The organism is Streptomyces sp. CA-111067 (assembly GCF_050956065.1).
Lineage (GTDB): Bacteria > Actinomycetota > Actinomycetes > Streptomycetales > Streptomycetaceae > Actinacidiphila.
In genome coordinates this window covers 8,606,692-8,632,537 of record NZ_CP192103.1, presented here as the reverse complement: position 1 = coordinate 8,632,537, position 25,846 = coordinate 8,606,692, and the positions used below count along the sequence as shown (strand labels likewise).

Genomic DNA, 25,846 nt, shown 5'->3' with positions numbered 1-25,846 from the left:
CGACGCCGCCCGGGCCGCCCGCACGGGCGAGGCGGAACGCCACGAAGGGCCGCCGGCGCCGTCCCTCCGCGTCGGCGCGACCGACCGGCCGGACGCCCGCCGCGCCGGACCCGCGGTGCGCACCTCCGAGCCGGAGGACGGCGCCGATGCCGCACCGACCACCCGCACGGGCGAGGCGCATCGCGCCGAGGGACCGTCCACGGCGACCCACCGCCACGGCCCGACGGCCGAACCGGCCACCCGTAGCGGCACGCTGACCGCGCGCACACCGGGGGCCCGGCGACCCGCCGACGGCGGGCGCGCGTCCGGCTCGGTGACGACCGGCAGCGCGGAACGGGCGGGGCGTCAGGACGGCGCCTTGCCCGGGACCGTGTGCGGTGGCGGCGGCGACGGGGACCCGGGGGCGGACGCGGCCGGGCGGATCGAGGGGCTGTTGCTCGGGCTCGCCGCCGGCGACGCCGCGGGGTGGCCGGCGGCCCGGCACCGGGCCGCGCGGATGCCCGAGTGGACGCGGCGGCTGACCCGGGAGCTCGACACCTTCGCCGAGCAGAACGCCACCACCACGCTGCCCGTGCCGATCGCCCTCAACCAGCCGCCGGAGCCGCTGCGGCTCGGCCCGTCCGACGACGCCGAGTGGGCCGCGTTCACCGCGGAGGCCGTGCTCGCCGCGCGGGCGGCGCAGCTCAGCGACCTCAGCCGGGACCGCCGGGTGCGGTCCTCCGTGGACCTGGCCTGGATGTCGCTGGCCGCCGAGATCTCCTCGGCCGCGGCCCGCGCCCCCGAGGTCGAGTCCGCCGTGATGCCGCTGCGCGCCCGTATCTCGGTACGCGCCGGGCTCGGCAACCTCGCCACCGGGCTGCGCCCGCCGGCCACCGGCCACGACAACCCGCACTTCTTCGACGACGCCGCCTGCGGGCGGGCCTGCGTGCTGGCCGTCGTCCACCCGGGCGATCCGGCCGCCGCGGCCGACCTGGCCGAGTACGACGCCCGGTACACCCAGGACGAGGACGGGGTGCACGGCGCCCGCGCGATGGCCGCGGCCGTCAGCCTGGCACTGGCCGGCGCCCCGGTGGCCGACTGCGTGCAGGCCGCGCTCGGCCAGCTCCCGGCCGGCACCGAGATCGCCCGCAACGCCGGGCACGCCGTGGCCCTCGCCCAGGCCGCCCGCGCGGAATCCTCCCGGGCGCACGGCCTGGCGTTCGGTCTGATCCCGCTGCTGGAGCACCAGATCGTCGACCACGTCTACAGCTACGGCATCGCCGCCGCGGAGACCGTACCGGTGGCGCTGGCCCTGGTGCTCGCCTCGGGCGGCGCGGTGGACGAGGCGGTGCCGGCCGCCGCCTGCCTGTCCCGCGTCGCGGACTCCGCCCCGGCGCTGGCGGGCGCGCTGGCCGGCGCGCTCGGCGGCATCGGCGAGCTGCCCGACTCCTGGCGGAACGCCTGCCGGACCCTGGCCGGCTGCGCGCTGCCGCGGCTGGCCGGCCTCGACCTCGTGGAGCTGGCCGCCCGGCTGGCCGGCGTCGAACCCGCCGTCAACCTCAAGGAAGGACTCGCAACCCATGAAAACGACGCTTGAGGACCGGATCACCGGCTGCCTGGTCGGTGCCGCCGTCGGCGACGCCCTCGGCGGCCCGGTCGAGGGCTGGACGCCCGAGCAGATAGTGGAACGGCACGGCGGACGGGTGCGCGGCATCGTCGGCCCGTTCCACGAGGAGTGGCGCACCGCCCGCCCGATCGCGCCCTACCACAAGGGTGACGGGCACGTCACCGACGACACCCTGATGACGCAGGCGCTGGTGCGGGTCTACACCAAGGTCCGCGACCACCTCGACGCGTACAGCGTCGCCGACCACCTGGTGCCCGACCTGATCGGCACGCCCCGCTGGATTCCGGAGCTGGAGGCGGAGGCGCTGCCGCTGCAGCGGATCTTCCTGGCCGAGAAGTGGATCGTCGCCCGGCTGCACTACGGGCACGTGGACCCGCGGGAGGCCGGCGTCGGCAACATCGTCAACTGCGGGGCCGCGATGTACATGGCACCGGTCGGCGTGGTCAACGCGGGCAATCCGGCCGCCGCTTACGCCGAGGCGCTGGAGGTGGCCGCGCCGCACCAGTCGTCCTACGGGCGGGAGGCGGCGGGGGTCTTCGCCGCGGCCGTCGCGGCGGCGTTCGCCCCGGGCGCCACCGCCAGGTCGGTGGTGGACCAGGCGCTGGCGCTCGCCAAGGACGGCACCCGCGCGGCCGTCGAGGCGGTCTGCGAGCGGGCCGCCGGGTACGACGACTGGGAGGAGGCACTGGCCCCGCTGCGCGAGGCCGTCGCCCCCTTCGACACGGTGGGCCCGCGCTACCGGGAGCCGTCGCTCGGCGCCCGGCGGCCGTCCCGGCTGCACTCCATCGAGGAACTCCCGGTGGCGCTCGGCCTGTTGCTGGTGGCCGACGGCGCTTTCGAACCGGCGGTGCTCGGCTCGGTGAACTACGGCAGGGACTGCGACTCGATCGCCACCATGAGCGGCGCGATCGCCGGCGCGCTCGGCGGCACGGGGGCGGTGCCCGCCGGCTGGAGCGACGAGGTGATCCGGGCCAGCCGCCTCGACCTGCACGGGCCGGCGGCCGAACTGGCCGAGGTCACCCGGGAGGTCTTCGCCCGCGACACGGCGAGGCGCCGCGCCCACGAGGCGGCGTTCACCGCCCTCGCGGAGGTCCGATGACCACCCCGCCCGCCGACGGCGGGAGTTCGGCCCGGCCGCCAGGCCCGTACCCCGAACTGCGGCTGACCTGGGTGCAGCCGGAGGACCTGGTCGGGCACGAGCTGCGGCAGGCCGTGGAGGACGGGCGGGAGGAGGGCGCCGCCGAGATTCGGCGGCGGTGGCTCGTGGCCGGGGGGCACCTCGCTCCGGAGCGGGCCGGGGCCTCGCCGGGGCCGGTCGAGCCGCGGCTGCGGGCGTTCGCCGAGTCGCTGCTCGACGAACTCGACGGCATCGCAAGCCCGTTGGCCGCCGACGAGCCGACCGCACTGGACGCGCTGCACGCCGCGGCGCCGCAGCCACCGGCCGCCGTGCCGGTGGCCGGGTCCGGGACGCTCGCCGAGCGGCTGGAGGCCGGCTGGCTGGGCCGGGCGGCGGGCTGCCTGCTGGGCAAGCCCGTGGAGAAGCTGCCGCTCGACGGCATCAGGGCCATCGCCGCCGGCACCGGCAACTGGCCGCTGCGCAGCTGGTTCACCGAGGCCGGGCTCGACCCGCGGATCGCCGCCCGGTATCCGTGGAACCGGCGCAGCCGCCCCACCTCGCTCGCCGAGAACATCGACGGGATGCCGGAGGACGACGACCTCAACTACCCGCTGCTGGCGCTGCTGTTGCTCGAGTCCCACGGCCACGGCTTCGGCACCGCCGACGTCGCGAAGCTGTGGCTGGACGAGCTGCCGGCCGGCCGTACGTTCACCGCCGAGCGGGTCGCGTACCGCAACCTGCTGGACGGGGTGGAGCCGCCGCGGACCGCGACCCGGCGCAATCCGTTCCGCGAGTGGATCGGCGCCCTGATCCGCGCCGACGTCTTCGGCTGGACCCACCCCGGCGACCCGCGCGCCGCCGCCGACGAGGCGTGGCGGGACGCGGTGCTGACGCACACCGCCAACGGCGTGTACGGGGCGATGTTCGCCGCGGCCGTCGTCGCCCGCGCGGCCGGCGGCGGCACCGACGTGCACGCCTGCCTGGCGGCCGGCCTCCAGGTGGTTCCGGCCCGGTCGCGGCTGGCCCGCGCCGTGCGCTTCGGCATCGAGGCGGCGCGGGCCGAGCCGTCCGGTACCGCCGAGGGCTTCGCGACCGTCGTGGACGCGCTGCACGCCGAGTACGGCGACCACCACTGGGTGCACGTGCTGCCCAACTCCGCGCTGCTGGCGGCCGCGCTCACCCACGCCGACGGCGACTTCACCGGCTCCATCTGCCGGGTGGTCTCCGGCGGTTGGGACACCGACTCCAACGGCGCCACGGCCGGCTCGGTGGCCGGGCTGCTGGCCGGCTCGCCCGGCGCGCTGCCCGACCGCTGGACCGGTCCGCTGAAGAACCGGCTGTCCACCACCGTCGGCGGTCTCGACGGCGTCGGCTTCGACGTCCTGGCCCGGCGCACCGCCGCCGTCGCCGTCACCTCTCCGGAAACGGAGACGGGGACGGAACCGGAAGCCGACTCCGCCGCCGACCGCGCGCCGGCGCGGGACAGCGTCCACGCCTACCCGCAGGAAGGCCCCTGATGAGCAGCCAACTCGCCGCACCGCGCCGGGCCCGGATCGTCGTACTCGGCAGCGCCAACATGGACCTGGTGGCGTACACGCGGGTGGCGCCCGCCCGCGGCGAGACCGTCACCGGGGAGTCGTTCCGTACCGTCGCCGGCGGCAAGGGCGCCAACCAGGCCATCGCGGCGGCTCGCGCGGGCGGCGCGGTCCGCATGATCGGCGCGGTCGGCGACGACGACTTCGGCCCGCGGCTGCGCGCCGCGCTGGACGGCGCGGGCGTGGACACCTGCCTGCTGCGCACCGTGCCGGGCGCCAGCGGCACCGCGCACATCGTGGTGGACGGCGCCGGGGACAACGCCATCGTCGTGATGCCGGCCGCCAACGGCACCGTCACCTCGCTCACCGCACAGGACGAGCAGGCGATCGGCGCGGCCGGCACGCTGCTGCTCCAGCTCGAACTGCCGCTCGACGGGGTGCTGGCCGGCGCCCGGTCGGCCCGCAGGCAGGGGGTGCGGACCGTGCTGACCCCGGCTCCGGCGCAGCCGCTGCCGGACGGGCTGCTGTCGGCCACCGACCTGCTGGTGCCCAACGAGCACGAGGCCGCCGCGCTGAGCGGCCACCGCGATCCGCGTGCCGCCGCCCGCGAACTGCTCGACGCGGTACCGGAGATCGTCATCACGCTGGGCGCGGCGGGCTGCCTCTACGCCGCGCGCGGCCGGGAACCGCTGCTGGTGCCGGCGCAGCGGGCCGACGCGGTGGACACCACGGCGGCCGGCGACACCTTCGCCGGGGCCCTTGCCGTCGCGCTCGGCGAGGGCCGGGCGATGCCCGACGCGCTGGCGTGGGCGACGGCCGCCTCGGCGCTCTCCGTCGAACGGCCGGGCGCCTCCTCGTCGATGCCGGACCGCCCGGCCATCGACGCCCGCGCGGCGACCGCCGGCACCGCACCCGCCGCCGCTGTGCCTGACGGCGAACAGGCCGGCACCAAGTGAAGCCGCGCCCCGCGATACCGCACGCAGTGAAGTCCGCACCGTCCGAGGGAGTTCCCATGCCCGACCCGATTCCGGAGCAACGGCCTTCCACCCCCGTCCGACCGACCTCCTCCCGCCCCGCCGGCACCTCCACTCCTCCACCCGGCGGCGGCCCCGGCCCGCTCGCCGGGCTCAGGGTGATCGACCTGGCCACCCTCTTCGCCGGACCGATCGCCGCGACCCTGCTCGGTGACTTCGGCGCCGAGGTGATCAAGGTCGAGCACCCGCGCAAGCCGGACCCGTCGCGCGGCCACGGCCCGAGCAAGGACGGCGTCGGCCTGTGGTGGAAGCACCTCGGCCGCAACAAGCGCAACCTCACCCTCGACCTGTCCACGCCCGGCGGCCGTGACGTGCTGCTCAAGCTTGCCGCGTCGGCGGATGTGATCATCGAGAACTTCCGGCCGGGCACGCTGGAGAAGTGGGACCTGGGCTGGGAGGAGCTGTCAGCGGTCAACCCGCGTCTGGTGCTCGCCCGGGTGACGGGCTTCGGCCAGTTCGGCCCGTACGCGTCCCGGCCCGGCTTCGGCACCCTGGCCGAGGCGATGAGCGGCTTCGCGGCCACCACCGGCGAGCCGGACGGCCCGCCGACGCTGCCGCCGTTCGGCCTGGCCGACTCCGTCGCCGCGCTGGCCACCGGATACGCGGTGATGACGGCGCTGGCCGGCCGCGACCGCACCGGCGGCGGGCAGGTGGTGGACATGGCGATCATCGAGCCGATGCTCGCCGTGCTCGGCCCGCAGCTGCTCTGGTACGACCAACTGGGCTATGTCCAGCCGAGGTTGGGCAATCGCTCCACCAACAACGCGCCGCGCAACACGTATCGGACGGCCGACGGCAGCTGGCTGGCGGTGTCGTCCTCGGCGCAGTCGGTGGCCGAGCGGGTGATGCGGCTGGTCGGCCACCCGGGGTTCATCGACGAGCCGTGGTTCGCCAGCGGCACCGGGCGGGCCGCGCACGCCGACGAGATCGACGCGGCGGTGGGCGGCTGGATAGCCCGGCACGACCGGGAGGAGGTGGTGGCCGCGTTCGAGAAGGCGCAGGCGGCCGTCGCCCCGATATACGACGTGCGGGACGTGCTGGCCGATCCGCAGTTCCAGGCGCTCGGCACGGTGGCGAGCGTCGAGGACGAGGAGTTGGGGCCGATCAGGATGCAGAACGTGCTCTTCCGGCTGTCCGCGACCCCCGGCGCGATCCGCTGGGGCGGCCGTCCGCACGGCGCGGACACCACGGCCGTACTGACCGAACTCGGCCTCAGCGGGCCGCAGATCGACGCACTGCGGGAGGAGGGGGCGCTGTGAGTACCGGAGTCGACGGGAAGATCACCGTCACCGCCGCACCGGACCGGCCGGGCATCGCCCTGACCTGGCTCTACGCACCCGGTGACCGCCCCGACGTGGTGGCCAAGGCGCTGCGCTCCGGCGCGGACGTGGTGCTGGTGGACCTGGAGGACGCCGTCCGGGCCGACCGGAAGGCGTATGCGAGGGCGGCCACGGCGGAGTTGCTGTCGGAGCCGGCGCCCGGGCCGGCCCGGATCCACGTCCGGGTCAACGCGCTGGGCGGTCCTCTCTTCGCCGACGACCTCGCCACGCTGGCCGGGCTGCCCGGCCTCGGCGGGCTGCGGCTGCCGAAGGTCGGCGCCGCCGACCAGGTGACCGCCGTGGTGCGCCGCTGCCGCGAACTCGCCCCGGGTGCGGCCGTACCCGGGCTGTATCCGCTGCTGGAGTCGGCACTGGGCGTGGAGAACGCCTTCGCCATCGCCGGCGCCGACCCCGCCGTGCACGGCATCGCGCTCGGCGAGGCGGACCTGCGGGCCGACCTCGGTCTGACGGACGAGGAGGCGCTCGGCTGGCCCCGGGCGCGGATCGTGGTGGCGGCCCGGGCGGCGGGGCTGGCCCCGCCGGCCCAGTCCGTCTACCCGGACGTCCGCGACCTGGAAGGGCTCGACGCCTCCTGCCGCCGCGGCCGGGCGCTCGGCTTTCTCGGCCGGGCCGCGATACACCCGCGCCAACTGCCGGTCATCGAACGGGCCTACCTGCCCTCGCCGCCGGAGATCGCCGCTGCCCGGGAGACCGTGCGGGCGGCGGCCGAGTCGCCGGGCGCCATGGCGCTGCCCGACGGCCGGTTCATCGATCCCGCGGTGGTGGCGGGCGCGCAGCGGGTGCTGGCGCTCGCCTCTCGCGCGGGCGGGTGACGGGGGCGCGGTGGGGTGCGCCGAACGGGCGCCCCACCGCCGTGCGCCCCGTCGGGCAGCATCCACGGACACATGTACGGCGCGGGCGGGGTGGTGGCCTGGGCAGTGGTGGCGGATGGCGGACTGCGAATGCGCTGCACAGAGGAGAGATCTCCCTACCCCGACTCCTTCTGGGAGAGGCCGTCCCGGGTCACAGGGCCCGCCAGATGTTGTCGAAGGCGGCAGTCTCGACGCTCCGGCGCTGGCGGACGCCCTCCAGTTCCGTCACGGCCCCGTTGACGGCGGAAAGGACGGCCGCCAGCACGTCGTCCTCGGCTGCCGCGGTCTGGCCGGCCACCTCGGCCGCCGCACCTTCCGCCTCCTCGGCGGCCGGCACGTCGCGGATGCCGAGGGCGGCGGCGAGACCGGTGAGGACGGGATCGCCCGCGGTCCAGCGGCCGGCCGCCTCCTGCGCGGCCGGCGAGGCGGCGGGTTCCGCCGGTTCGGTGCGGCCCGGAAGGAGGCGACGGCGGGCGGCCGGTGCTGCCCGCGCCGCCCCGGCGCGGTAGGCGGCGGCCAGGCCGCGGCCACGGCGCCACAGCCAGTCCTCGACCGACTCGTACGGCGGCTCCCGGACGAGTGCCGCCGCCGCCTCGCCCAGCAGCCGGTCATCGGCAGGGACCTGCGGCGGGCCGGGCACGATCAGGTCGTCCCCGTCCAGGGTGACGGCCCCGGCGTCGAGCAGGTCGAACAGCTCTGCCCCCGCGAGGGCCAGTGACAGGTCGCCCTGCTCGACCGGGCGGTCGGAAGGGAGGGTCGTGGTGATGGTCAACAGGTCCCGCGCTGTGCTCATGAGAGCTCCACATGTGAGGCATCCGGAGCGGACCGGCCGTCCCGCGAAGGGCGACGGGGGCGGCTCTTCCGCGCCGGCCGCGCCTGGACCGGCCGCGCTCCCATTGTCCGCCCGTGCCGCCCACGCCGCCACGGCCGGCTCCGGCAGCCGGCGCCGGACCTGGGCGTTGAAGCGTGTTCCTGCTGAGGGGGAGGCCCATCGGCCTGGCATCATATGGGGGGTGAACGAACCGAAGTTGATTCTTGCCGCCCAGCGCTACGAGGACGCCGAAGAGGCCCGGGAGGCCGCTGCGGAGGATCTGCGCGCCGAAAGCGCGGCAGCGCTGGCGCACGGTACCGCCGAGAAGCAGGTCGCCGAGATCACCGGCATCCCCCTGGAAGACCTCCGGCAGCTCTGAGAAGCCGCCCGCCCGTGCCGGACACGCGGCGGGCCGCCCCGGTGGAGTCCGGCAGCCGCAGTGTGGCCGGACCGGCCTTCGTCCGGCGGGTTGCCGGGCCGGTCACCGGCCTCAGGTCGGCTTGCGCCACACGGAGATGTGCTTCGCGGACTCCTGGGTGAACGGCGTCCCGTCCCAGTCCGCGACCCGGCGTTCCCGCTCGAGCCCGGCGATCCGCGCCATCAGGTCGAGCTCTGCCGGCCAGGCGTAGCGGTGCCGGGAGTTGTCGCGGCGGTAGCGGCCGTCCTCGGCGTCGCGGGTGAAGTGGTGCGAGACGAGGATCTGCTCGACCAGGTCGAAGGTGTCGAAGCCGAGGTGCCGCTCGGAGACGTCGAACGGTACCGCGACCTGGCCGGGCGGCAGGAACCGTAGCGGCGGCACGCCCAGCTCGATGACGAATCGGCCGCCGGGCGCCAGATGGCGGGCGGCGTTGCGGAAGCACTCGACCTGCTCGTCCTGGGTGAGCAGGTTCGAGATGGTGTTGTAGACGAGGTACACCAGGGTGAACTCGCCGGGTACGACGGCCGTGGCCATGTCCCCGATGACCACCGGCAGCGTGTCCTCGTCGATCCTGCGCCGCAGCACCGCCGCCATGTGCTCGGACAGTTCGATGCCCACCACCGGCACGCCGCGTTCCCGCAGCGGGATGCCCACGCGACCGGTCCCGATGGCGAACTCCAGCGCCCGGCCGTCTCCGGCCAGCTCGGCGAGGAAAGCGAGCGTCGGTTCGAGAACGGCGGCCGAGAACATCTCGGTGTCCTCGGCGTCGTAACGCTCGGCTGATGCACGGGTCCACAGTTCACTACTTGTCACGGGCGGCCACTCTGCCGGGTGCCGGGGGACGCTGTCGACGCATTTACCTCCCCCCGCTCTGTCTCAGCGCTTGACTCCGACGCCGCCGTAGAAACCGACGCGCGCCAGTTCCTGCTCCGTCGGCGCCGGGCCGTCAGGACGCCACAGCGGCGGCTGGACGAGTCCGGGTTCGACCAGCTCGAAGCCGTCGAAGAAGCCCAGCACCTGTTCGTGGGAGCGCAGGGTGAGGGTGGCGGTGGCGCCCTTGTCCCGGTAGACGTCCCGGGCCTCCCCCGCGTCGCCGTCAAGCTGGTGGAAGTCGCCGGTCGTGTGGCTGAGGACGAGGTGGCTGCCGGCGGGGAGCGCGTCGTGGTAGGCGGCGACCAGCCCCGCCGGGTCCTCCTCGTCCCCGATGAAGTGCAGGATGGCCATCAGCATCAGCCCGACCGGCCGGCCGAAGTCGATCAGGCCGCGCACCGTCGGATGGTTCAGGATGCTCTCCGGGTCGCGCAGATCACCGAGGAGAAAGCCGGTGTTGCCGGAACCCAGCAGGTGCGCCCCGGCATACGTCGCCACGATCGGGTCGTTGTCGACGTAGGCGACACGGACCTCGGGCGACACCTCGTGCGCCACCTGGTGGGTGTTGGGCGAGGTGGGAATGCCGGTGCCGATGTCGATGACCTGCCTGATGCCGCTCTCCGCCAGGTACCGCACCGCCCGGTGCATGAACTCCCGGTTGCCGCGGGCCATGGGCACGATGTCCGGGAACAGGTCGATCACATGCTGCGCGGCCTCGCGGTCGATCTCGTAGTTGTCCTTGCCGCCGAGGTAGTAGTCGTACATGCGGGCCGGATGTGGCCTGCTGGTGTCTATCTCGTCCACCGAGAATCCCTGGTCGGTCAACGTCGTTCTCCTGTTTCTTCCGTGTGCCCCCACCGGGCCGTCCGGACCGCGCGGGCGCGGATGTGCGCGAACGCGCCGCCCCGGCACGCATCTTAGAGTTCGATGACGGCCTTGCCGGCGCGGGCGCGGCGGCCGGGGGTGCGTCGGGTACGTTGCCTGGATGTCCGAACTCACCTACGCCGCCGCGGGCATGACCGCCGACGGCGCCGCCGTGCCGCCCGGATTCCACTCGATGCGGGTGCGCACCCCGCTGGACCCTGGCAGCTTCGAGGCCGCGACCGAGGCGCTGTTCGGCTGGCGGATGCACCGGGCCACGCCGCTCGGCGTCACGGCCACCGCGCCGACGGCCGCGCCCGGTGTGCGGGTGGTGCTGCGGGCCGGCCCGCTGCGGGCGCCGTGCGAGGTGGTGTGGACGGTACGCGAGGACGACCGGGCCGGGTACGGCTACGGGACGCTTCCCGGGCACCCCGAGTGCGGCGAGGAGTCGTTCCTCGTCCAGCGGCGTCCTGACGGCTCGGTGGACTTCACGGTCTTCGCGCTGAGCCGGCCGGCGGCCTGGTACGTGCGGGCGGCCGGTCCGGCGGGACGACTGGCGCAGCGGGCCGCCGCCCGGCGGTACGGCAGCGTGCTGCGCCGGCTGTCCCGGCCGGGCGCGGCGGCGGACTGACCTGACCGGGCCGGGATGCTGCCGGTCGATCAACTCCCTTACGTGTGGCGGTCGTCGCCCTCCAGACGGATGCGGCCGGCTCGCGGATCGCCCTCGCCGCCCGGAGAGGCCGGCGTGCGGTCGTCGACGATGCGGCCGTCGGACAGCACCACCACCCGGTCGGCGATCTGGATGGTCGACATCCGGTGGGCGATGACGAGCACCGTGCGCCCTTCGAACACCGCGCGCATGGCGGTCCGCACCGCCCGCTCGCTCGGGATGTCGATCACGGAGGTGGCCTCGTCCAGCACGATCACGGCCGGGTCCACCAGGAACACCCGTGCCAGGGCGATCAGTTGCCGCTGCCCGGACGACAGACGGCTGCCCCGTCCGCCGACTTCGGTCTGGTAGCCGTCGCGCAGCGCGGTGATGAACCGATGGGCCCCGACCGCCTCGGCGGCGCGCCGGATCTCGTCGCGCCCCGCGTCGGGACGGGCGAACGCGATGTTCTCGGCGACGGTCCCGGAGAAGAGGAAGCCCTCCTGCGGGACCATGACCAGGTTGTCGCGCAGATCGCCCGCCGAGAGGGAGCGGAGGTCGACCCCGTCCAGGAGCACCCGGCCGCCGGTCGAGTCGTGCAACCGGGCCAGCAGCTTGGCCAGCGTGGACTTCCCGCCGCCGGAGGGGCCGATCAGGGCGACCGTCTGCCCGGCGGGGATGTCGAGGTCGAAGCCGCGCAGGACGTCACGGCACGCGTCATAGGCGAACGAGACATCGTCGTATCTCACCCGGCGCCCCGGGAGGTGGCGGGCAGACGCCGGCAGCGCGGCGGGGCGGGCGGGTTCGAGGACGGTCGGCTCGATCGCCAGCAGCACCGCGATCTTGCCGAGCGAGGCCGTGGCCGACTGGTAGGCGTCCAGGACGCCGCCGAGCCTGAGCGGCTTGTCGTAGAGGTCCCGCAGATACAGCACGACACCGGCGTAGCTGCCCAACTCCAGCGCGCCGGACGCGACTCGGTACCCGCCCCACAGCACGAGCCCCGCCACGGCGGTGTTGGCGACCAGCCGCGAGAAGGTCACATAGCGCGCCATCTCCCGCTCGGCCTGCCGGTTCTCCTTCCTGAGCCGCTGGTTGAGGCCGGCGAAGCGGCGCTCGTTGGCGCGTTCGAGGCGGAACGCCTGGACGGTGCGGATGCCGGCGAAGGTCTCGCTCATGTCGGCCGAGGCCGCCGCGGCGGCGGCCGACCGCCGTCGGTAGACCTGGAGCGAGCGACCGCGGAAGGACCGCATGGTCAGCTGGATCGGTGCCATCGCGGCCAGCGCGGCGCAGCCGAGCCGCCAGTCGAGCACCAGCAGGACCGCGGAGATGGAGACCAGGGACACCGCGGCGGTGACGATCTGGTCGATCCCGCTGTCGAAGAGCGAGCGGACCGCCTCGACGTCGCTCGACGCCCGGGAGGCCAGCGTGCCGGAGGCGTGCTCGTCGTGGAACCGCAGGCTCTGCCCCTGGAGGTGGGAGAACAGCCGCACCCGGAGTTCGGTCACCGCGTCCTGCCCGACGCGGACGGAGAGCCGGATGAACACGCTCTGCAGCAGGCCGGCCGCCACGACGCAGCCCGCGTAGCCGGCGCTGACGGCGATGAGGGGCCGTACGTCGTCGGCCCGCAGCGCCGGGACCGCCCGGTCGATCGTGAGGGCTACGGCGACCGGCCCGGCCAGCGCGGCGGCCTGTTGCAGCAGGACGGCCACCGCGGCCAGCCACAGGCGCCGGGTGTGGGGCCGCAGGACGGAACGCAGCAGGCGCCCGGCCGCGCCCTTCGGCGGCGCCGCCTCCAGCGGGTCCGCAGGCTCGCCGCCGGTCTCGCCGGTTCGTGCCGCCGGCACGACGGACGTCGAAGTCGGGCGCATCAGACCCCCGTCTCGACCGGCGTCATGAGCGCCGCGTAGGCCGGGCTGGTGTCCAGCAGCTCTTCGTGTGTGCCGACGGCGGCGACCCGGCCGCCGGCCAGCAGGGCGACCCGGTCGGCCATCAGCACGGTGGAGAGCCGGTGGGCGACCACCAGCGCGGTGGTGGAGGCCAATACCTCGCGCAGCGCGCCTTGGACCTGGGCCTCGGTGTGCGTGTCCAGGGCCGACAGCGGATCGTCGAGCACCGCGACCCGGGGCCGGCGGACCAGGATCCGTGCGAGGGCGATCCGCTGCCGCTGCCCGCCGGACAGCGACATGCCGCCTTCCCCGACGCGCGTGCGACCGCCGTCCGCAAGCCGGTGCATGAACTCGTGGACGCCCGCTGACCGCAGGGCTTTCTCCAGCTCGTCAGTGTCGGGCCGCGCGCCCATGAGGATGTTGTCCATGACGGTCCCGGAGAACAGGACCGGCTCGTCGAAGGCCACGGCCACCGCGGCGCGCAGCTCGGCGCGCGGGATGCGGGTGAGGTCGGCGCCGTCCAGGGTGATCCGGCCCGCCACGGGGTCGTAGAGGCCTGCGGCCAGGGCGGCGAGCGTCGTCTTGCCGCTTCCGGTGGCGCCGACCACGGCCAGTGTCTCGCCGGGTGCGACACGCAAGGTGACCTCCCGCAGCGCGGCCGGATCGCCTTCTGGGGCGTCCGGATGGCGGAAGGCGACCCCGGAGAAGACGAGTTCGGCGGGGCACGGCGGACGAGGCGCGCCGGGCGCCGGGCCGGTACCGGGTCCGTCCTCGCCGACCCCCGCGGACGGTCGGCCGACGTCCGTCACCGTGTCGTCCGTCACCGTGTCGTCCATCACCGCGTCGTCCATCACCGCGTCGTCCATCACCGGTTGGCCGAGCACCTCGACATAGCGGTCGGTGGCCGCCGCCGCGTCATGGCACACGGCCAGCGACGCCCCCGCCCCCTCGATGGCCGGCCGCAGCGCGGCCACCGTCGCCAGGAACGCCAGCAGCGATCCGACCGAGAGGTGCCCGTGTGCCACCTGGACCGCGCCCGCCGCCAGAGCGGCGGCCGTCGCGAGTCCCGGCAGCACGCCGGTGAGCGCCGACATGGCGCCGAGCAGCCGGGCCTTGTGCAGTTCGGCCTCCCGCAGGAGCAGGGCCCGGTCGCGGAACCGGGCGGTCTGGTGCTCGCCGCGCCGGAAGCCCTTCGTCACGCGGATGCCCGCCACCGACTCCAGGACCGCCGTCGTCAGATCGCCCGACAGGTCCTGGGCCCGGCGGGTGGCCTTCGCGTAGCCGGCCTCGAACCGGTAGGACTCGGCGATCAGCAGCGGGACGGGTGCCAGCGCGATGAGGGCGAGCAGCCACTGCTGGGTGAGCAGGATCGCGGCTCCGACCGCGAGGGTGGCGGCGTGCACCGGCAGGAACGTCAGCGGTCCGGCGACGAACGCGCGGACGGCCTGCGGGTCGGAGGTGCCCCGGGACAGCAGCTGTCCGCTGGTCCAGCCGTCGTGGGCGGCGACCGGCAGCCGCTGTACGTGCCGGTGGAGGTCGGCCCGCATCTCCGCCTCGATACCGGCCAGCGGGGCGGCCGCCAGCCGGCGCCGGATGCCGAAGACCGACGCCTCGGCGGCGCCCAGCAGCAGCAGTGCCAGGCCCCCGAGGGCGACGCCACGCGGGTCGCGCGCCGCCACCGGCCCGTCCACGATCCACTTCAGGACCTGGGGCATCGCGAGTGCCAGCAGGGAGGCGAGGGCGGCCAGCGCGGACACGGCCAGCAGCTGCCGGCGGCGCGGCCGCAGATAGGGCCGGAGTTTCTTCAAGGACTGCGCGGTCGGACTTCCGGCCGCGGTGAAGCGCACATACGAGTGCACGGTGGTCTCCTGAGGAGAGAGCCCACCGGCGCGTGCGGTGTCGGATCAACCGGTGGGCGGGGTGGCGTGGACGGCTCGTTCCCCGCATGCGCGCATGCGGGAAGTGCGGTGGGCAGCCATCGACAACACCCCCTTCTCCTCTGCGAGTCGATCACTCGGCGGCGACGGGCACGTTACACCCGGGGCCGATCCGGCGGCCCGGATTTACCGGCGCCGGGCCGACGGGTCGATGCGCACCGGGTATCCGGCGGCGAGCGCCGCCAGCGTCGCCGGCGGGGTGACCACCTCGGCCGCTCCCCCGACCGGCCGGCGCAGCCGGGCGCCGTAGCCCTCCGTCGTCCACGCGACCAGCTCGTCGGCAAGCACCAGGGCGGCGCCGTCCTCGTAGCGTACGAAGGCGCCGTCCGGCAGCCCGGTCCAGGGCAGTTGGTGCAGCCGCCTGCGGTGCGTGCCCCGTACCAGCCGCTCCGCGTGCAGCCGGCGGTTCATCTCGCGGGCCGACGGCTCGGGCCCGCCGAGCGCGGCCGACCAGGCCGCCCGGTAGGCGCGGTAGTCGGCGCGGCGGCACTCCGCGCAGGGGCGGTGGCCGGCCGCGAAGGAGACCGCCTCGTCGTGGAAGTACAGGTGCGTGTAGTGGCCGGGCCGCCACTGCTCGCGCCACCGGCCGCGGAAGCGCAGCTCGCAGGTGATCCACAGGTCGCTCGCGTGGAAGCGGACGATCCGCCGGCCGGAGTGCAGGATGCCGCGGTTGCCGGTGTAGGCGCCGCGCAGCGGGATCGCGACGATGTCACCCATCGGCGTCACACGGTTGGGAGCGGGAGCGGTCATGCCGCCAAGCCTTCCACCAGGCACTGACACCGGCCCGGTGGCGGGCCGCGAACGGGCCTCGAACGGGCCGCCGGATGGCATGCTGTCGCTGCCCGGTACCGCGCCACCCCCGGCCGCCGGCACCGCACCACCCGCGGACCACCCGTCTGCCGCGGATGGCCGACCGTAGACCGGCCGACCCCGGACGTCCTACGGTTCGACCGACCCACCCACCGTCCGACCCGCGGGTCCGACGGACCCCGACCGCCGAAGGGACTCCGCGTGGCCCTCCCGCAGTGGCTGCTCTCCCGCGACCCCGGCCTGGGCGCGCTGCGCCGGGCCTGCCGCGCCGCGATCATCGCTCCCGGACTGTTCGCCCTGTCCTTCGAGGTGATCGGCAACTCCACGACCGCGGTCTTCGCGACCTTCGGCTCGATCACCCTGCTGCTCTTCGTGGACTTCGGCGGCCCGATCCGCGAACGGATCACCGCGCAGACGGCGTTGGTGGTCACCGCGGGGGTGCTGGTGTGCGTCGGGACGCTGGCCTCGCAGCATGTGTGGTCGGCGACGCTGGCGGTGGTGGTCGTGTCGTTCGGGGTGCTGTTCTCGGGGGTGGTCAGCTCGACGCTGGCCGGCTCCTCGGCGGCGCTGCTGGCCGGCTTCATCGTGCCGGTGACGCTGCCCGGTCCGGTCTCCTCGATCCCCGACCGGCTGGCCGGCTACCTGATGGCCGGGGCGGCCTCGGTGATCGCCGTCGGCGTGCTCTGGCCGGCCCCGACCCGCGAGCCGCTGCGGATCGCGACCGCCCGGGCCTGCGCGCTGCTGGCCAGGCGGCTGCGCGCCGAGGTCGACTGCATCGTGATCGACTTCGAGTCCGGCCGGCTCAAGGCGCGGGACGAGGTGGCGGCCGAGGCGGCGACGGCGGTGGCCGGACTTCGCACGTCCTTCTTCGGCACCCCGTACCGCCCCACCGGCCTCTCCACCGCGGCCCGCGCCCTGGTCCGGCTGGTCGACGAGGTGGTGTGGCTGGAGCAGATCCTGGTCCGGATGCCGCTGGACGCCTCCCCCGGGCCGTCGGACGCCGTGGTGTGCGAGGTCAAGCTCGCGGCGGCCGATCTGCTGGAGCGCAGCGCCGACCTGCTCGAACAGGGCGCGGACGGCAGCGCGGCGGGCCCTGACGGCCCCGGCGGCCCGGACGACCCCGGCGGTCTGCGCAGCGGCCTGGAACGGCTGCGGGAGGCCAGGGCCGCCATGGAGAACGCGGTCACCACCGCGCTGCCGAGCCCCGACCCGACGGCCGGCGGGCGCTCCCCGAAGTCGGCCGCCGCGCAGGCGGCGTCGCCGCGGGCGGCGCTCGAAGGCTTCGTCGGGTCGCTCGAACCGGGCTTCCGCGCCATGGAGTTGAGCTTCGCGATCTCGGCCATCGCGGCGAACGTGCAGCTCGGGGTCGCGGCCCGCAACCGCCGCTGGTGGGAGCGGCTGCTCGGCCGGCCGCCGCGCGGTGTCCCGACGCCGCTGACGTCCGTGCCCGCGCCTTCGCTGGCCTCGTCCCTGTCGTCCTCGCTGTCGTCCTCGCTGTCCTCGGTCCAGGAACGGGCCGGCGCGCACGTCGAGCGGCACTCGGTGTGGCTGCACAACAGCGTCCGCGGCGCGGTCGGGCTCGGTCTCGCCGTGCTGGTCGCCGAACTGACCGGTGTGCAGCACTCGTTCTGGGTGGTGTTCGGCACGATGGCGGTGCTGCGCTCCAGCGCGCTGCTGACCGGCCAGAACGCGCTGCGCGCGGTGCTCGGGACGGTGGTCGGCATCGCGATCGGCGGCGCGGTGATCTACGGCGTGGGCGACCACACCACGGTGCTGTGGTTCCTGCTGCCGCCGGCCATCCTGTTCACCGGCCTGGCACCGTCCGCCTTCTCCTTCGCGGCGGGCCAGGCGGGCTTCACCGCGGCGCTACTGATCCTCTTCAACATCATCCAGCCGGCCGGCTGGTCGATCGGCCTGGTCAGGATCGAGGACGTGGCGATCGGCGTGGCGGTCAGCGCCGGGGTGGGGGCACTGTTCTGGCCGCGCGGCGCAGGTGCCGCGCTCGGACTGGCCTTCTCCGACGCCTTCGCGCACAGCGCGCGCTACCTGAGCGGCGCGGTCGGCTACGCGGTGTCGCGCTGCGACGCGCAGCTGCCGGCCGGCCGCACCCCGCTGGACGAGCGCCGGGAGGCCGCCGCCGCGGCCCGGCGGCTGGACGACGCCTTCCGCGAGTTCCTGGCCGAGCGGGGCACCAAGCGGGTGCCGCTGGCGGACGTGGCGGCGCTGATCAGCGCGGTGGCCGTCCTGCGGCTGACCGCCGACGCCGTGCTCGACCTGTGGGACCAGGCCGGCGACACGCCGTCGGGCGACCGTACGGCGGCCAGGGCGGAGGTGCTGGGAGCCGCCGAGCGGGTGTGCGCCTGGTACGAGGACACCGCGCGGGCGCTGGGCGGCGACGGCGAGGTGCCCGGCCGGCTGCACCACGACGATGGCGCCGACGGCCGGCTGACCGACGCCGTGCGCCGGGACCTGACCGACGTGGACGGCCGCGGCACGGCGGCGGCGATCAGGATGATCTGGACCGCCGACCACCTCGATGTGGCCCGCCGGCTCCAGGCGCCGGTCGTGGAGCCGGCCAGGGCGGCGGCCACCCTCCAGCGCCGGCTGAACCGGTCGCCGCGGCGCGCCGCGCTGCGCCGCGGCCGTCCGACCGCCACCGGTACCTGACCTGCGGCGCGGCGACCTGCCGGGGGCGCGATCCGGGTGCCGCCTGGGGGGCGGGCGCCCGGACGTGGCACGATATGGCCCATGACTTCAAGCTCTAACGTGTTCTTCCGTATCACCATCAACGGCCAGGACGAGGGCCAGATCGTCTTCAAGCTCTACGACGACGTGGTCCCCAAGACGGCGCAGAACTTCCGTGAACTGGCCACCGGCCAGCACGGCTTCGGCTACGCGGGGTCGAAGTTCCACCGGGTCATCCCGCAGTTCATGCTGCAGGGCGGCGACTTCACCCGCGGTGACGGCACCGGCGGCAAGAGCATCTTCGGTGAGAAGTTCGCCGACGAGAACTTCACGATCAAGCACGACAAGCCGTTCCTGCTGTCGATGGCGAACGCGGGCAAGAACACCAACGGTTCGCAGTTCTTCATCACGGTCGCCGCGACCAGCTGGCTGGACGGCAAGCACGTCGTCTTCGGCGAGGTCGTCTCCGGTCAGGAGCTGGTCTCCAAGATCGAGGCGCTGGGCAGCGGCAGCGGCGCGACCAAGGGCGAGATCGCCATCGCCGAGAGCGGTGTGGTCGCCGAGTAGGGCCCTGAGCCGAACGCGGACGGCCCGCCCTCGTCGATCGACGGGCGGGCCTCCCCCGTCCTGGGCCGCACTGGCGTACCGTCGTCGGTGGGCCGCCCCCTGATCAGCACGGGGCAGCGGCCGGGCATCATCACTTCAGGGGGATTCTCATGACCGCATCGCTCTTCTCCGACCCGGAGCCCGACGAGGCACTGTCGGGCGGCCACGCCCCGACTCCGGCCGTCGACCCGTTCCACGCCGCCGCGCCGGCCACCGACCCCGGGCGGCCCGCGCCCGCCGAGCCGGAGGCCGCCGGTCCGCGGCCGTGAGGACGGCGCCACCCGCTGATCCCTGGGACGCGCTCCGCGCCCAGCACCCGCAACCCCTTCGCCGGGCAATCCGGTGGGCGGTCCGCTCCGAATGAGGGGTGGGACGTCAGAAGGGGAACGCACGTGTCTTCCGTTGTGTCACGCGGCGCGGCCGATCGGCTGCGCCCGCATCTGGACCGGGCTCTCGGCGGAGAGCTGCCACTGCGGGTGCGGCTGTGGGACGGCAGCGAACTGGGGCCCGCCGGCGGCCCCGCCGTCGTGGTGCGGGGGCGCCGGGCGCTGCGCCGACTGCTGTGGGAGCCGGGCGAGTTGGGGCTCGCCCAGGCGTACATCGCCGGTGAGATCGACATCGAGGGCGATCTCGCGGAGGGTCTGCGGACCGTGTGGGGCGCGGCCCGCGGACAGGGGGTGCGGCCGGGGCGGTTCTCGGTCGCCGACCGGGTGCGCGCGGCCGGCACCGCGGTGCGGCTGGGCGCGGTGGGGCCGCGTCCTCCCGCGCCGGGCAGGCCCGCCCGGCTGCGCGGCGGGCTGCACAGCCGGGCCAGGGACAAGGCCGCGATCAGCCATCACTACGACCTGTCGAACGACTTCTACTCGGCGTTGCTCGACGAGACGATGGCCTACTCCTGCGGCTACTGGACCAGCGACGATCCCGGCTACGGACCCGCTGACGCGCAGCGCGACAAGCTGGAGCTGATCTGCTCCGGCCTCGGGCTCGGCCCGGGCTCGCACCTGCTGGACATCGGCTGCGGCTGGGGTTCGCTCACCCTGTACGCGGCGGGCGAGCACGGCGCCCGGGTCACCGCCGTCACGCTGGCCGCCGAGCAGGCCGATCACGTCCGCGCGCAGGTACGGGCCCGCGGGCTGTCGGACCTGGTGCAGGTGCGCTGCGCTGACTACCGGGACATCAGCGGCGGCGACTACGACGCGGTGGCCAGCGTCGAGATGGGCGAGCACGTCGGCGCGGCCGAGTACCCGGCGTTCGCGGCGATGCTGTACGAGCGGCTGCGACCGCGCGGCCGGGTCCTGGTGCAGCAGATGTCCAGGGGGACGAACGCGCCGGGCGGCGGCGCCTTCATCGAGACGTACATCGCCGCCGACATGCACATGCGGCCGGTCGGCGAGACCGTCGGCCTGCTGGAGTCGGCCGGTCTTGAGGTGCAGTCGGTGCGGGCGATGCGGGAGCACTACGTGCGGACGATCGACGGCTGGCGGCAGACCCTGGAGGACCGCTGGGACGAGTTCACCGCGCTGGTCGGCGAGGAGACCGCCCGGGTGTGGCGGCTGTACACCGTCGGCAGCGCGCTGGCCTTCGCGGAGCGGCGGATGGGCGTGGACCAGATCCTCGCGGTCCGCCCGGCCGACGACGGCAGCACCGGGATGTTCCCGGCGACGGCCTGACCCCGGCCCGGCGACAGCCCGGGCTCGGCCCGCCGGCGGCCCGAGCCCGGGTGCCCGGGCCGCCCGCGAGGTGCCGGATCCGCCCGCGAGCCCTGTTCGCGGAAACCGCTCTTGACGACTACGCAGCGCCGGACCAGACTGCCGTCGCGCAGATGACAACGATGTCAAGCGACTTATTTTACGTTGCGCGTACGGTGCGGGGTGCACGTCACGCAGCGGCGACAGTGGAGGCCTTGGTGCATCGACTACGTGGCAGATGGAGCAGATTCGGGATCGTGGCGGTGGCACTGGCGGCGGGCGTGACGGCCGTGCCGTCGGCCGTCGCCGCCGTGCCGGCCCACTCGGGGCATTCGGGCGGCACCTCGCTGGTGTCCGACCCGACCGGCTACGTCAACCCGATGATCGGTACGAAGAAGGGGGTGGACTGGGAGAACACCTTCCCCGGCGTGACCGCCCCGTTCGGCATGATGCAGTTCAGCCCGGACACCACCTCAGGACCCACCGGATACGACTACGCCGACGACGCCATCAAGGGCTTCAGCCTGGACCACTTCTCCGGTGGCTGCTCCTCGTTCGGCGACATCCCGATCCTGCCGGTCACCGGCGCGGTCGGTGACAACCCCGCGGCGCGCACCGAGCACTTCAGCCACGACGACGAGCAGGCCGCGCCCGGCTCCTACGACGTGAAGCTGACCGACTCCGGGGTGCAGGCCGACCTCGGCGCCACCACCAGGACCGGCATCGCCTCCTTCACGTACCCGGCGGGCAGCCAGGCGCAGGTGCTGGTGAAGTCCGGCACCAGCCTGGGCGGCGACCTGTCGGCGGACGTGAACGTGGTCAACGACCACGAGCTGTCCGGCACCACCACGCCGCACGGGCTGTGCAACAACAGCAAGTACACGATGTACTTCGACATCACCTTCAACCGGCCGTTCACCGCGCACGGCACCTGGGCCGGCGGCAAGGTGACCCCCGGCTCGTCCAGCGCGAGCGGCTCGGGCTCCGGCGCCTACCTGACCTTCGACACCGGCTCCGACACCGCGGTGACGGCCAAGGTCGGCATGAGCTACGTGAGCACGGCCGGCGCGGCGAAGAACATGGCCGCCGAGATCCCCGGCTGGAACGTCGGCAAGGTGCAGGCCGCCACCCGCGGCGACTGGCGTGACGTGCTGCGCAAGGTGAACGTCGGCGGCGGCTCGAAGGACGAGCTGACCACGTACTTCACCTCGCTGTACCGCTCGTTCCAGTCGCCGAGCGTCTTCAACGACGTGGACGGCCGCTACATCGGCTTCGACAACGCGATCCACCAGGTGCCCCGCGGGCACACCCAGTACGCGACGTTCTCGGACTGGGACATCTACCGGTCGCTGGCGCCGCTGCAGACCATGGTCTTCCCCGACAAGGCCGGCGACATGGCCAACTCGCTGCTGCGCGACGCACAGCAGCAGGGCGGCTGGTGGCCGAAGTGGCCGTCACAGAACATGACGGGCAACGTGATGAACGGCGACAACGGCGTGCCGCTCTTCGCCCAGTACGTGGCCTTCGGCGCCAAGGGCGTGGACGTGCGCTCCGCGCTGCCGATCATGAAGAAGGCGGCGACCCAGTCGCAGAAGGTCGGCTGGGGCTGGGTGGAGCGGCCGGGCATCGAGGACTACGTGAAGCTGGGCTACGCGCCCAACAACGCGACCTCGCAGGGCGACCACGGCCTGCAGGGTGCCTCGGAGACGCTGGAGTGGTCCACCGACGACTTCGCGATCAGCCAGCTGGCCGCGTCGGTCGGCGACCGCAAGACGCAGGCCGAGTACGCCAAGCGCGGCAACAACTGGCAGAACATCTACGACCCCGCCACCGGCTACCTGCGCCCGCGTGACGACAACGGCTCCTTCCCGGCCGGGCCCGGCTTCCAGACCCCGCCGGCCGGCGCGTTCGGCCAGGACGGCTACGACGAGGGCAACGCGGCGCAGTACAACTGGTCGGTGCAGCAGGACATGGCCGGCCTGATCGCCGCGATGGGCGGCAAGGACAAGGCCGTACCGCGGCTCGACGACTTCTTCAGCCAGCTCAACGCGGGCGGCAACGCCCCGTACGACTGGGCCGGCAACGAGATCGACACCACCGCGCCGTGGGCGTACGACTACGTGGGCCAGCCGTGGAAGACACAGGAGGTCACCCGCCGCTTCGAGACCGAGCTGTTCACCACCACGCCGGACGGGCTGCCCGGCAACGACGACAACGGCGCGCTGTCGTCGGAGTACGTGTGGGCGGCGCTCGGCATGATGCCGGCCACCCCCGGCACCCCGACGCTGGCGCTGAACAGCCCGCTGTTCAAGCGCGCCCAGATCAGCCTGGGCACCGGCCGGACGATCAGCATCGACGCCCCGAAGGCCGCGGACGACGCGCCGTACGTCACCGGGATGCGGCTGGACGGCCGCTCGTTCGAGTCGACCGCGCTGCCGGCCTCCTTCGCCACCCGTGGCGGGGACCTGGACGTCAGCCTGTCCACCCGGCCCGACACGCACTGGGCCACCAGCTCCAAGGCGGCGCCGCCGTCGTACCGCTCCGGCGAGCTGTCCGCTGTCGGCTACCTGACCCCGACCGGCACCCAGGTGCTGCCGGGCGGCAGCAGCCTGCCGGGCACCGTCGGCGCCTCCGTGCTGGCCGGACACGCCGGCAAGGTGCGCTGGACGGCGAGCTCCGACGTGGCCGGGGTGACGGTCACCCCGTCGTCCGGCACGCTCGACCTGTCGCACAAGGCCACCGCCACGGCGCCGGTCACCATCAAGGTCGCGGACGGCACGCCGTCCGGCTACCACCCGGTGAAGGTCTCCTTCACCGCCTCCGACGGCACGCGGCTGCCGGGTGGCGCGCTGGTGGCGACCGTACCGGCCGCCGACGGCGCCGCCACCGCCTGCGACACGCTGGGCGCGACCGACACCGAGTGCGGGATGCGGCTGCGGGACAACGGCGACGGCCACACCGTGGTGGTGACACTCGGCGGGCGCTCCGGGCGCTCCACGACGGACGGTTCGCCGTTCGAGTACTTCGACGTGGACAACACCATCGTGCCCGGCGGCCACTACACGGCGACCGTGACCATCGACTACTACGACCACGGCACCGGCACCTGGGGCATGCAGTACGACTCCACCAACGGCGCCTACCAGCAGTCGGCGACGGTGGCCAAGACCGGTACCGACACCTGGAAGACGGCGACGTTCACCCTGGACGACGCGGCCTTCCACAACGGTGAGAACGCGGGTACCGACTTCCGCCTCGCCAACAACGGCGACACCGGCACCATCGGCCGCGTCCATGTCTCCGTGACCGGCGACAACGTCCTGGCACTGCACCTGTGCCCGGACGACCAGTGAGCGGTTGACCGAGGCCGGCAGTTGACCGAGGCCGGCTGACCGGCCCCGCGGTGGGGGCGTCCTGGGAACGGGGCGCCCCCGCTGCCGTCTCCGGGCTGCCGTCCGTCCGCCCTGCCGTCCGCCCGGCTCGGCGGCTCGCGGCTACCATATGATCGGCGCATGGGACGCCGCCGGGTCCGCGGAAAGGGCTGAGCCCACCCAGTGCGGTGCGGCAGTACGACAGGTGCCCTGCCCTCCTTTCGACCGGCGTCGCGGACCGGCCGGCAACGCGAAAGGAGTGGCGATGGCGACCGCCTCGCTTCCCCAGAACCCCGACCTCGACCAGCTCCGCAACCAGGCCCGCGAGTTGCAGCGCGCGGTGCGCGCCGGCGACCCGGCGGCGCGGGCCCGGGTGGTCCTCCTGCACCCGAAGGCGCCGGCGTGGGAGGCATTCCGGCTGACCGCGGCCCAGCTGGTGGTGGCCCGCGAGCACGGCTTCGCCAGTTGGGCGCGGCTGCGCCGCTACGTGCAGATCGTGACCGCGGGCAGCTGGAACCCCGGCAGGCCCGCTCCGGCGGACGAACCTGCGGCGGACCGCTTCCTGCGGCTGGCCTGCCTGGCCTCCACCGAGGACGAGGCCGCTGACCGGGTGGCGGCGACGCGGCTGCTGGCCGCGCGACCCCACCTTCCGTCCGAGAACCTGCTGGTGGCGGCGGCGTGCGCGGACGTCCCCGCGGTGCGCCGGCATCTTGCCGTCCGGCCGGCCGCCGCGGCCGGGACGGGCGGGCCGCACGGCTGGTCGCCGCTGCTCTACCAGGCCTACGCCCGGCACGATCCCGGCATAGAGAAGGCCGCGACCCTGGAGACGGCCCGCTTGCTCCTCGACGCCGGAGCAGACCCGAACGACGGCCGCTTCTGGCACGCGCTGCCGACCCCGTTCACGGTGCTGACCGGAGTGCTCGGCCACGGCGAGCAGGGCCGGCCGTGGCACCCGCACGCGATCCCGTTCGCCCGGCTGCTGCTCGACGCGGGCGCCGACCCCAATGACGGGCAGGCCCTCTACAACCGGATGTTCGCCGCCGAGGACGACCACCTGGTGCTGCTCTTCGAGTACGGTCTGGGCCGCGACACGAACGGCCCGTGGCACCGGCTGCTCGGGGAGTCCCTCGAATCCCCGGCCGTGATGCTGCGCAGCCTGCTGGCCTGGGCGATCACCCACGACCAGCGCGAGCGGGTGGTCCTGCTCGCCGAGCACGGGGTCGACATCACGACCCGGTTCACCGAGCACCGCAGCCCTCGCCGGCACACTCCCGTCGAGCTGGCCCAGCTCAACGGGAACCGCGAACTCGCCGACCGACTCCTGGCGTTGGGCGCCCGGCCGCCCCGGCTCGACGCCGCCGACACCTTCATCGCCGCCGTCCTGGCGGGCGACGCCCCTGCCGTGCGGGGCACGCCGGCCGAGGTCGTCGCGAGGGTCCGGCAGAAGCGGCCCGGTCTGGTCACCTGGGCCGCGGCGCAGGGCGCTCCCGGCGCGGTCGAGCTGCTGATCGCCGCCGGTTTCGACGTCAACGCCCTCGGCCGCAGCGACATCCTGAGCAACATGCCCTGGACCACCGCCCTGCACGCGGCCGCCGCGAACGGCGACCTGCCCCTGGCACGTACCCTGCTCGACCTGGGCGCCGACCCGAACCTCCGCGACAAGCAGTACACGTCCACCCCCCTCGGCTGGGCCCGCTACTTCGACCACCCGGCCCTGGTCGGCCTGCTCGAACCCGCCACGCAGGAGACCTCACCCGAGGACCAGGAGTAA

20 protein-coding genes are annotated in these 25,846 nt (G+C 74.4%); 14 read left to right on the top strand and 6 right to left on the bottom strand.

Translation table 11 applies throughout. The features are described from left to right. Window positions 1-115 precede the first annotated feature (115 nt). Genes ACQPW6_RS38040 through ACQPW6_RS38015 form a run of 6 tightly spaced genes read left to right on the top strand, consistent with a single transcriptional unit; the run spans window position 116 to window position 7,444 of the window. Entirely contained in the window at window positions 116-1,576 is a 1,461-nt protein-coding gene (locus ACQPW6_RS38040) for an ADP-ribosylglycohydrolase family protein (protein WP_433894793.1), read from the top strand. Beyond that, complete coding sequence (locus ACQPW6_RS38035; protein ID WP_433894286.1) at window positions 1,560-2,705, top strand: ADP-ribosylglycohydrolase family protein; 1,146 nt, start codon at window positions 1,560-1,562, stop codon at window positions 2,703-2,705. The genes ACQPW6_RS38040 and ACQPW6_RS38035 overlap by 17 nt, the downstream gene beginning before the upstream one ends. Next, window positions 2,702-4,240 carry an ADP-ribosylglycohydrolase family protein gene (locus ACQPW6_RS38030; protein WP_433894285.1) on the top strand — a complete coding sequence of 513 codons (1,539 nt, stop codon included), beginning with the start codon at window positions 2,702-2,704 and terminating at the stop codon, window positions 4,238-4,240. The genes ACQPW6_RS38035 and ACQPW6_RS38030 overlap by 4 nt, the downstream gene beginning before the upstream one ends. Continuing rightward, window positions 4,240-5,214, top strand: a complete 975-nt coding sequence (locus ACQPW6_RS38025; RefSeq protein WP_433894284.1) for a ribokinase — start codon at window positions 4,240-4,242, stop codon at window positions 5,212-5,214. Before ACQPW6_RS38030 ends, ACQPW6_RS38025 begins: the two co-directional genes overlap by 1 nt. Before the next feature lie 56 nt (window positions 5,215-5,270). Further along, the gene (locus tag ACQPW6_RS38020) at window positions 5,271-6,551 is read left to right on the top strand and encodes a CaiB/BaiF CoA transferase family protein (RefSeq protein WP_433894283.1); all 1,281 of its coding nucleotides are present in this window, start codon (window positions 5,271-5,273) and stop codon (window positions 6,549-6,551) included. A 20-nt stretch (window positions 6,552-6,571) separates the two neighbouring features. After that, window positions 6,572-7,444 (top strand): HpcH/HpaI aldolase/citrate lyase family protein, encoded by an 873-nt coding sequence (locus ACQPW6_RS38015; protein WP_433894792.1) that lies wholly within the window; start codon window positions 6,572-6,574, stop codon window positions 7,442-7,444. Between the two features lie 190 nt (window positions 7,445-7,634). Here the strand turns inward: ACQPW6_RS38015 and ACQPW6_RS38010 are convergent, their stop codons facing one another. Further along, window positions 7,635-8,276, bottom strand: coding sequence for a GPP34 family phosphoprotein (locus tag ACQPW6_RS38010; RefSeq protein ID WP_433894282.1), 642 nt, complete (start codon window positions 8,274-8,276; stop codon window positions 7,635-7,637). Window positions 8,277-8,496: 220 nt separating this feature from the next. Here ACQPW6_RS38010 and ACQPW6_RS38005 point away from each other — a divergent pair, with 220 nt between their 5' ends. After that, a complete protein-coding gene (locus ACQPW6_RS38005) occupies window positions 8,497-8,673 on the top strand; it encodes a hypothetical protein (protein ID WP_433894281.1) in 177 nt (58 codons plus the stop codon). Window positions 8,674-8,784: 111 nt separating this feature from the next. On the opposite strand, the gene ACQPW6_RS38000 is transcribed toward ACQPW6_RS38005, so the two are convergent. Both ACQPW6_RS38000 and ACQPW6_RS37995 read right to left on the bottom strand, forming a co-directional pair. Next, on the bottom strand, window positions 8,785-9,525 hold the full coding sequence (locus tag ACQPW6_RS38000; protein ID WP_433894280.1) for a class I SAM-dependent DNA methyltransferase: 741 nt from the start codon (window positions 9,523-9,525) through the stop codon (window positions 8,785-8,787). Between the two features lie 63 nt (window positions 9,526-9,588). Then, window positions 9,589-10,407, bottom strand: a complete 819-nt coding sequence (locus ACQPW6_RS37995) for an SAM-dependent methyltransferase (protein WP_433894279.1) — start codon at window positions 10,405-10,407, stop codon at window positions 9,589-9,591. A gap of 160 nt (window positions 10,408-10,567) precedes the next feature. Between ACQPW6_RS37995 and ACQPW6_RS37990 the strand changes: the two genes are divergently transcribed. Then, window positions 10,568-11,074 carry a DUF1990 family protein gene (locus ACQPW6_RS37990; protein ID WP_433894278.1) on the top strand — a complete coding sequence of 169 codons (507 nt, stop codon included), beginning with the start codon at window positions 10,568-10,570 and terminating at the stop codon, window positions 11,072-11,074. A gap of 38 nt (window positions 11,075-11,112) precedes the next feature. Here the strand turns inward: ACQPW6_RS37990 and ACQPW6_RS37985 are convergent, their stop codons facing one another. The 3 genes from ACQPW6_RS37985 to ACQPW6_RS37975 form a co-directional block, all read right to left on the bottom strand. Next, the gene (locus tag ACQPW6_RS37985; protein WP_433894277.1) at window positions 11,113-12,960 is read right to left on the bottom strand and encodes an ABC transporter ATP-binding protein; all 1,848 of its coding nucleotides are present in this window, start codon (window positions 12,958-12,960) and stop codon (window positions 11,113-11,115) included. Next, the gene (locus ACQPW6_RS37980; protein WP_433894276.1) at window positions 12,960-14,837 is read right to left on the bottom strand and encodes an ABC transporter ATP-binding protein; all 1,878 of its coding nucleotides are present in this window, start codon (window positions 14,835-14,837) and stop codon (window positions 12,960-12,962) included. Before ACQPW6_RS37980 ends, ACQPW6_RS37985 begins: the two co-directional genes overlap by 1 nt. Window positions 14,838-15,041: 204 nt before the next feature. After that, window positions 15,042-15,665 carry a hypothetical protein gene (locus ACQPW6_RS37975; RefSeq protein ID WP_433894275.1) on the bottom strand — a complete coding sequence of 208 codons (624 nt, stop codon included), beginning with the start codon at window positions 15,663-15,665 and terminating at the stop codon, window positions 15,042-15,044. A 261-nt stretch (window positions 15,666-15,926) separates the two neighbouring features. Between ACQPW6_RS37975 and ACQPW6_RS37970 the strand changes: the two genes are divergently transcribed. The 6 genes from ACQPW6_RS37970 to ACQPW6_RS37945 all read left to right on the top strand — a co-directional run bounded on the left by ACQPW6_RS37970 (window position 15,927) and on the right by ACQPW6_RS37945 (window position 25,846). Continuing rightward, complete coding sequence (locus ACQPW6_RS37970; RefSeq protein ID WP_433894274.1) at window positions 15,927-18,392, top strand: FUSC family protein; 2,466 nt, start codon at window positions 15,927-15,929, stop codon at window positions 18,390-18,392. Window positions 18,393-18,473: 81 nt separating this feature from the next. After that, window positions 18,474-18,977, top strand: coding sequence for a peptidylprolyl isomerase (locus ACQPW6_RS37965; RefSeq protein ID WP_433894273.1), 504 nt, complete (start codon window positions 18,474-18,476; stop codon window positions 18,975-18,977). Window positions 18,978-19,126: 149 nt separating this feature from the next. Continuing rightward, entirely contained in the window at window positions 19,127-19,285 is a 159-nt protein-coding gene (locus ACQPW6_RS37960) for a hypothetical protein (protein WP_433894272.1), read from the top strand. 123 nt (window positions 19,286-19,408) lie between these two features. Further along, window positions 19,409-20,686: a class I SAM-dependent methyltransferase gene (locus tag ACQPW6_RS37955; protein ID WP_433894271.1), complete on the top strand. Its 1,278-nt coding sequence runs from the start codon at window positions 19,409-19,411 to the stop codon at window positions 20,684-20,686. A 275-nt stretch (window positions 20,687-20,961) separates the two neighbouring features. Continuing rightward, window positions 20,962-24,057 (top strand): GH92 family glycosyl hydrolase, encoded by a 3,096-nt coding sequence (locus ACQPW6_RS37950; RefSeq protein ID WP_433894270.1) that lies wholly within the window; start codon window positions 20,962-20,964, stop codon window positions 24,055-24,057. A 283-nt stretch (window positions 24,058-24,340) separates the two neighbouring features. Then, the gene (locus ACQPW6_RS37945; protein ID WP_433894269.1) at window positions 24,341-25,846 is read left to right on the top strand and encodes an ankyrin repeat domain-containing protein; all 1,506 of its coding nucleotides are present in this window, start codon (window positions 24,341-24,343) and stop codon (window positions 25,844-25,846) included.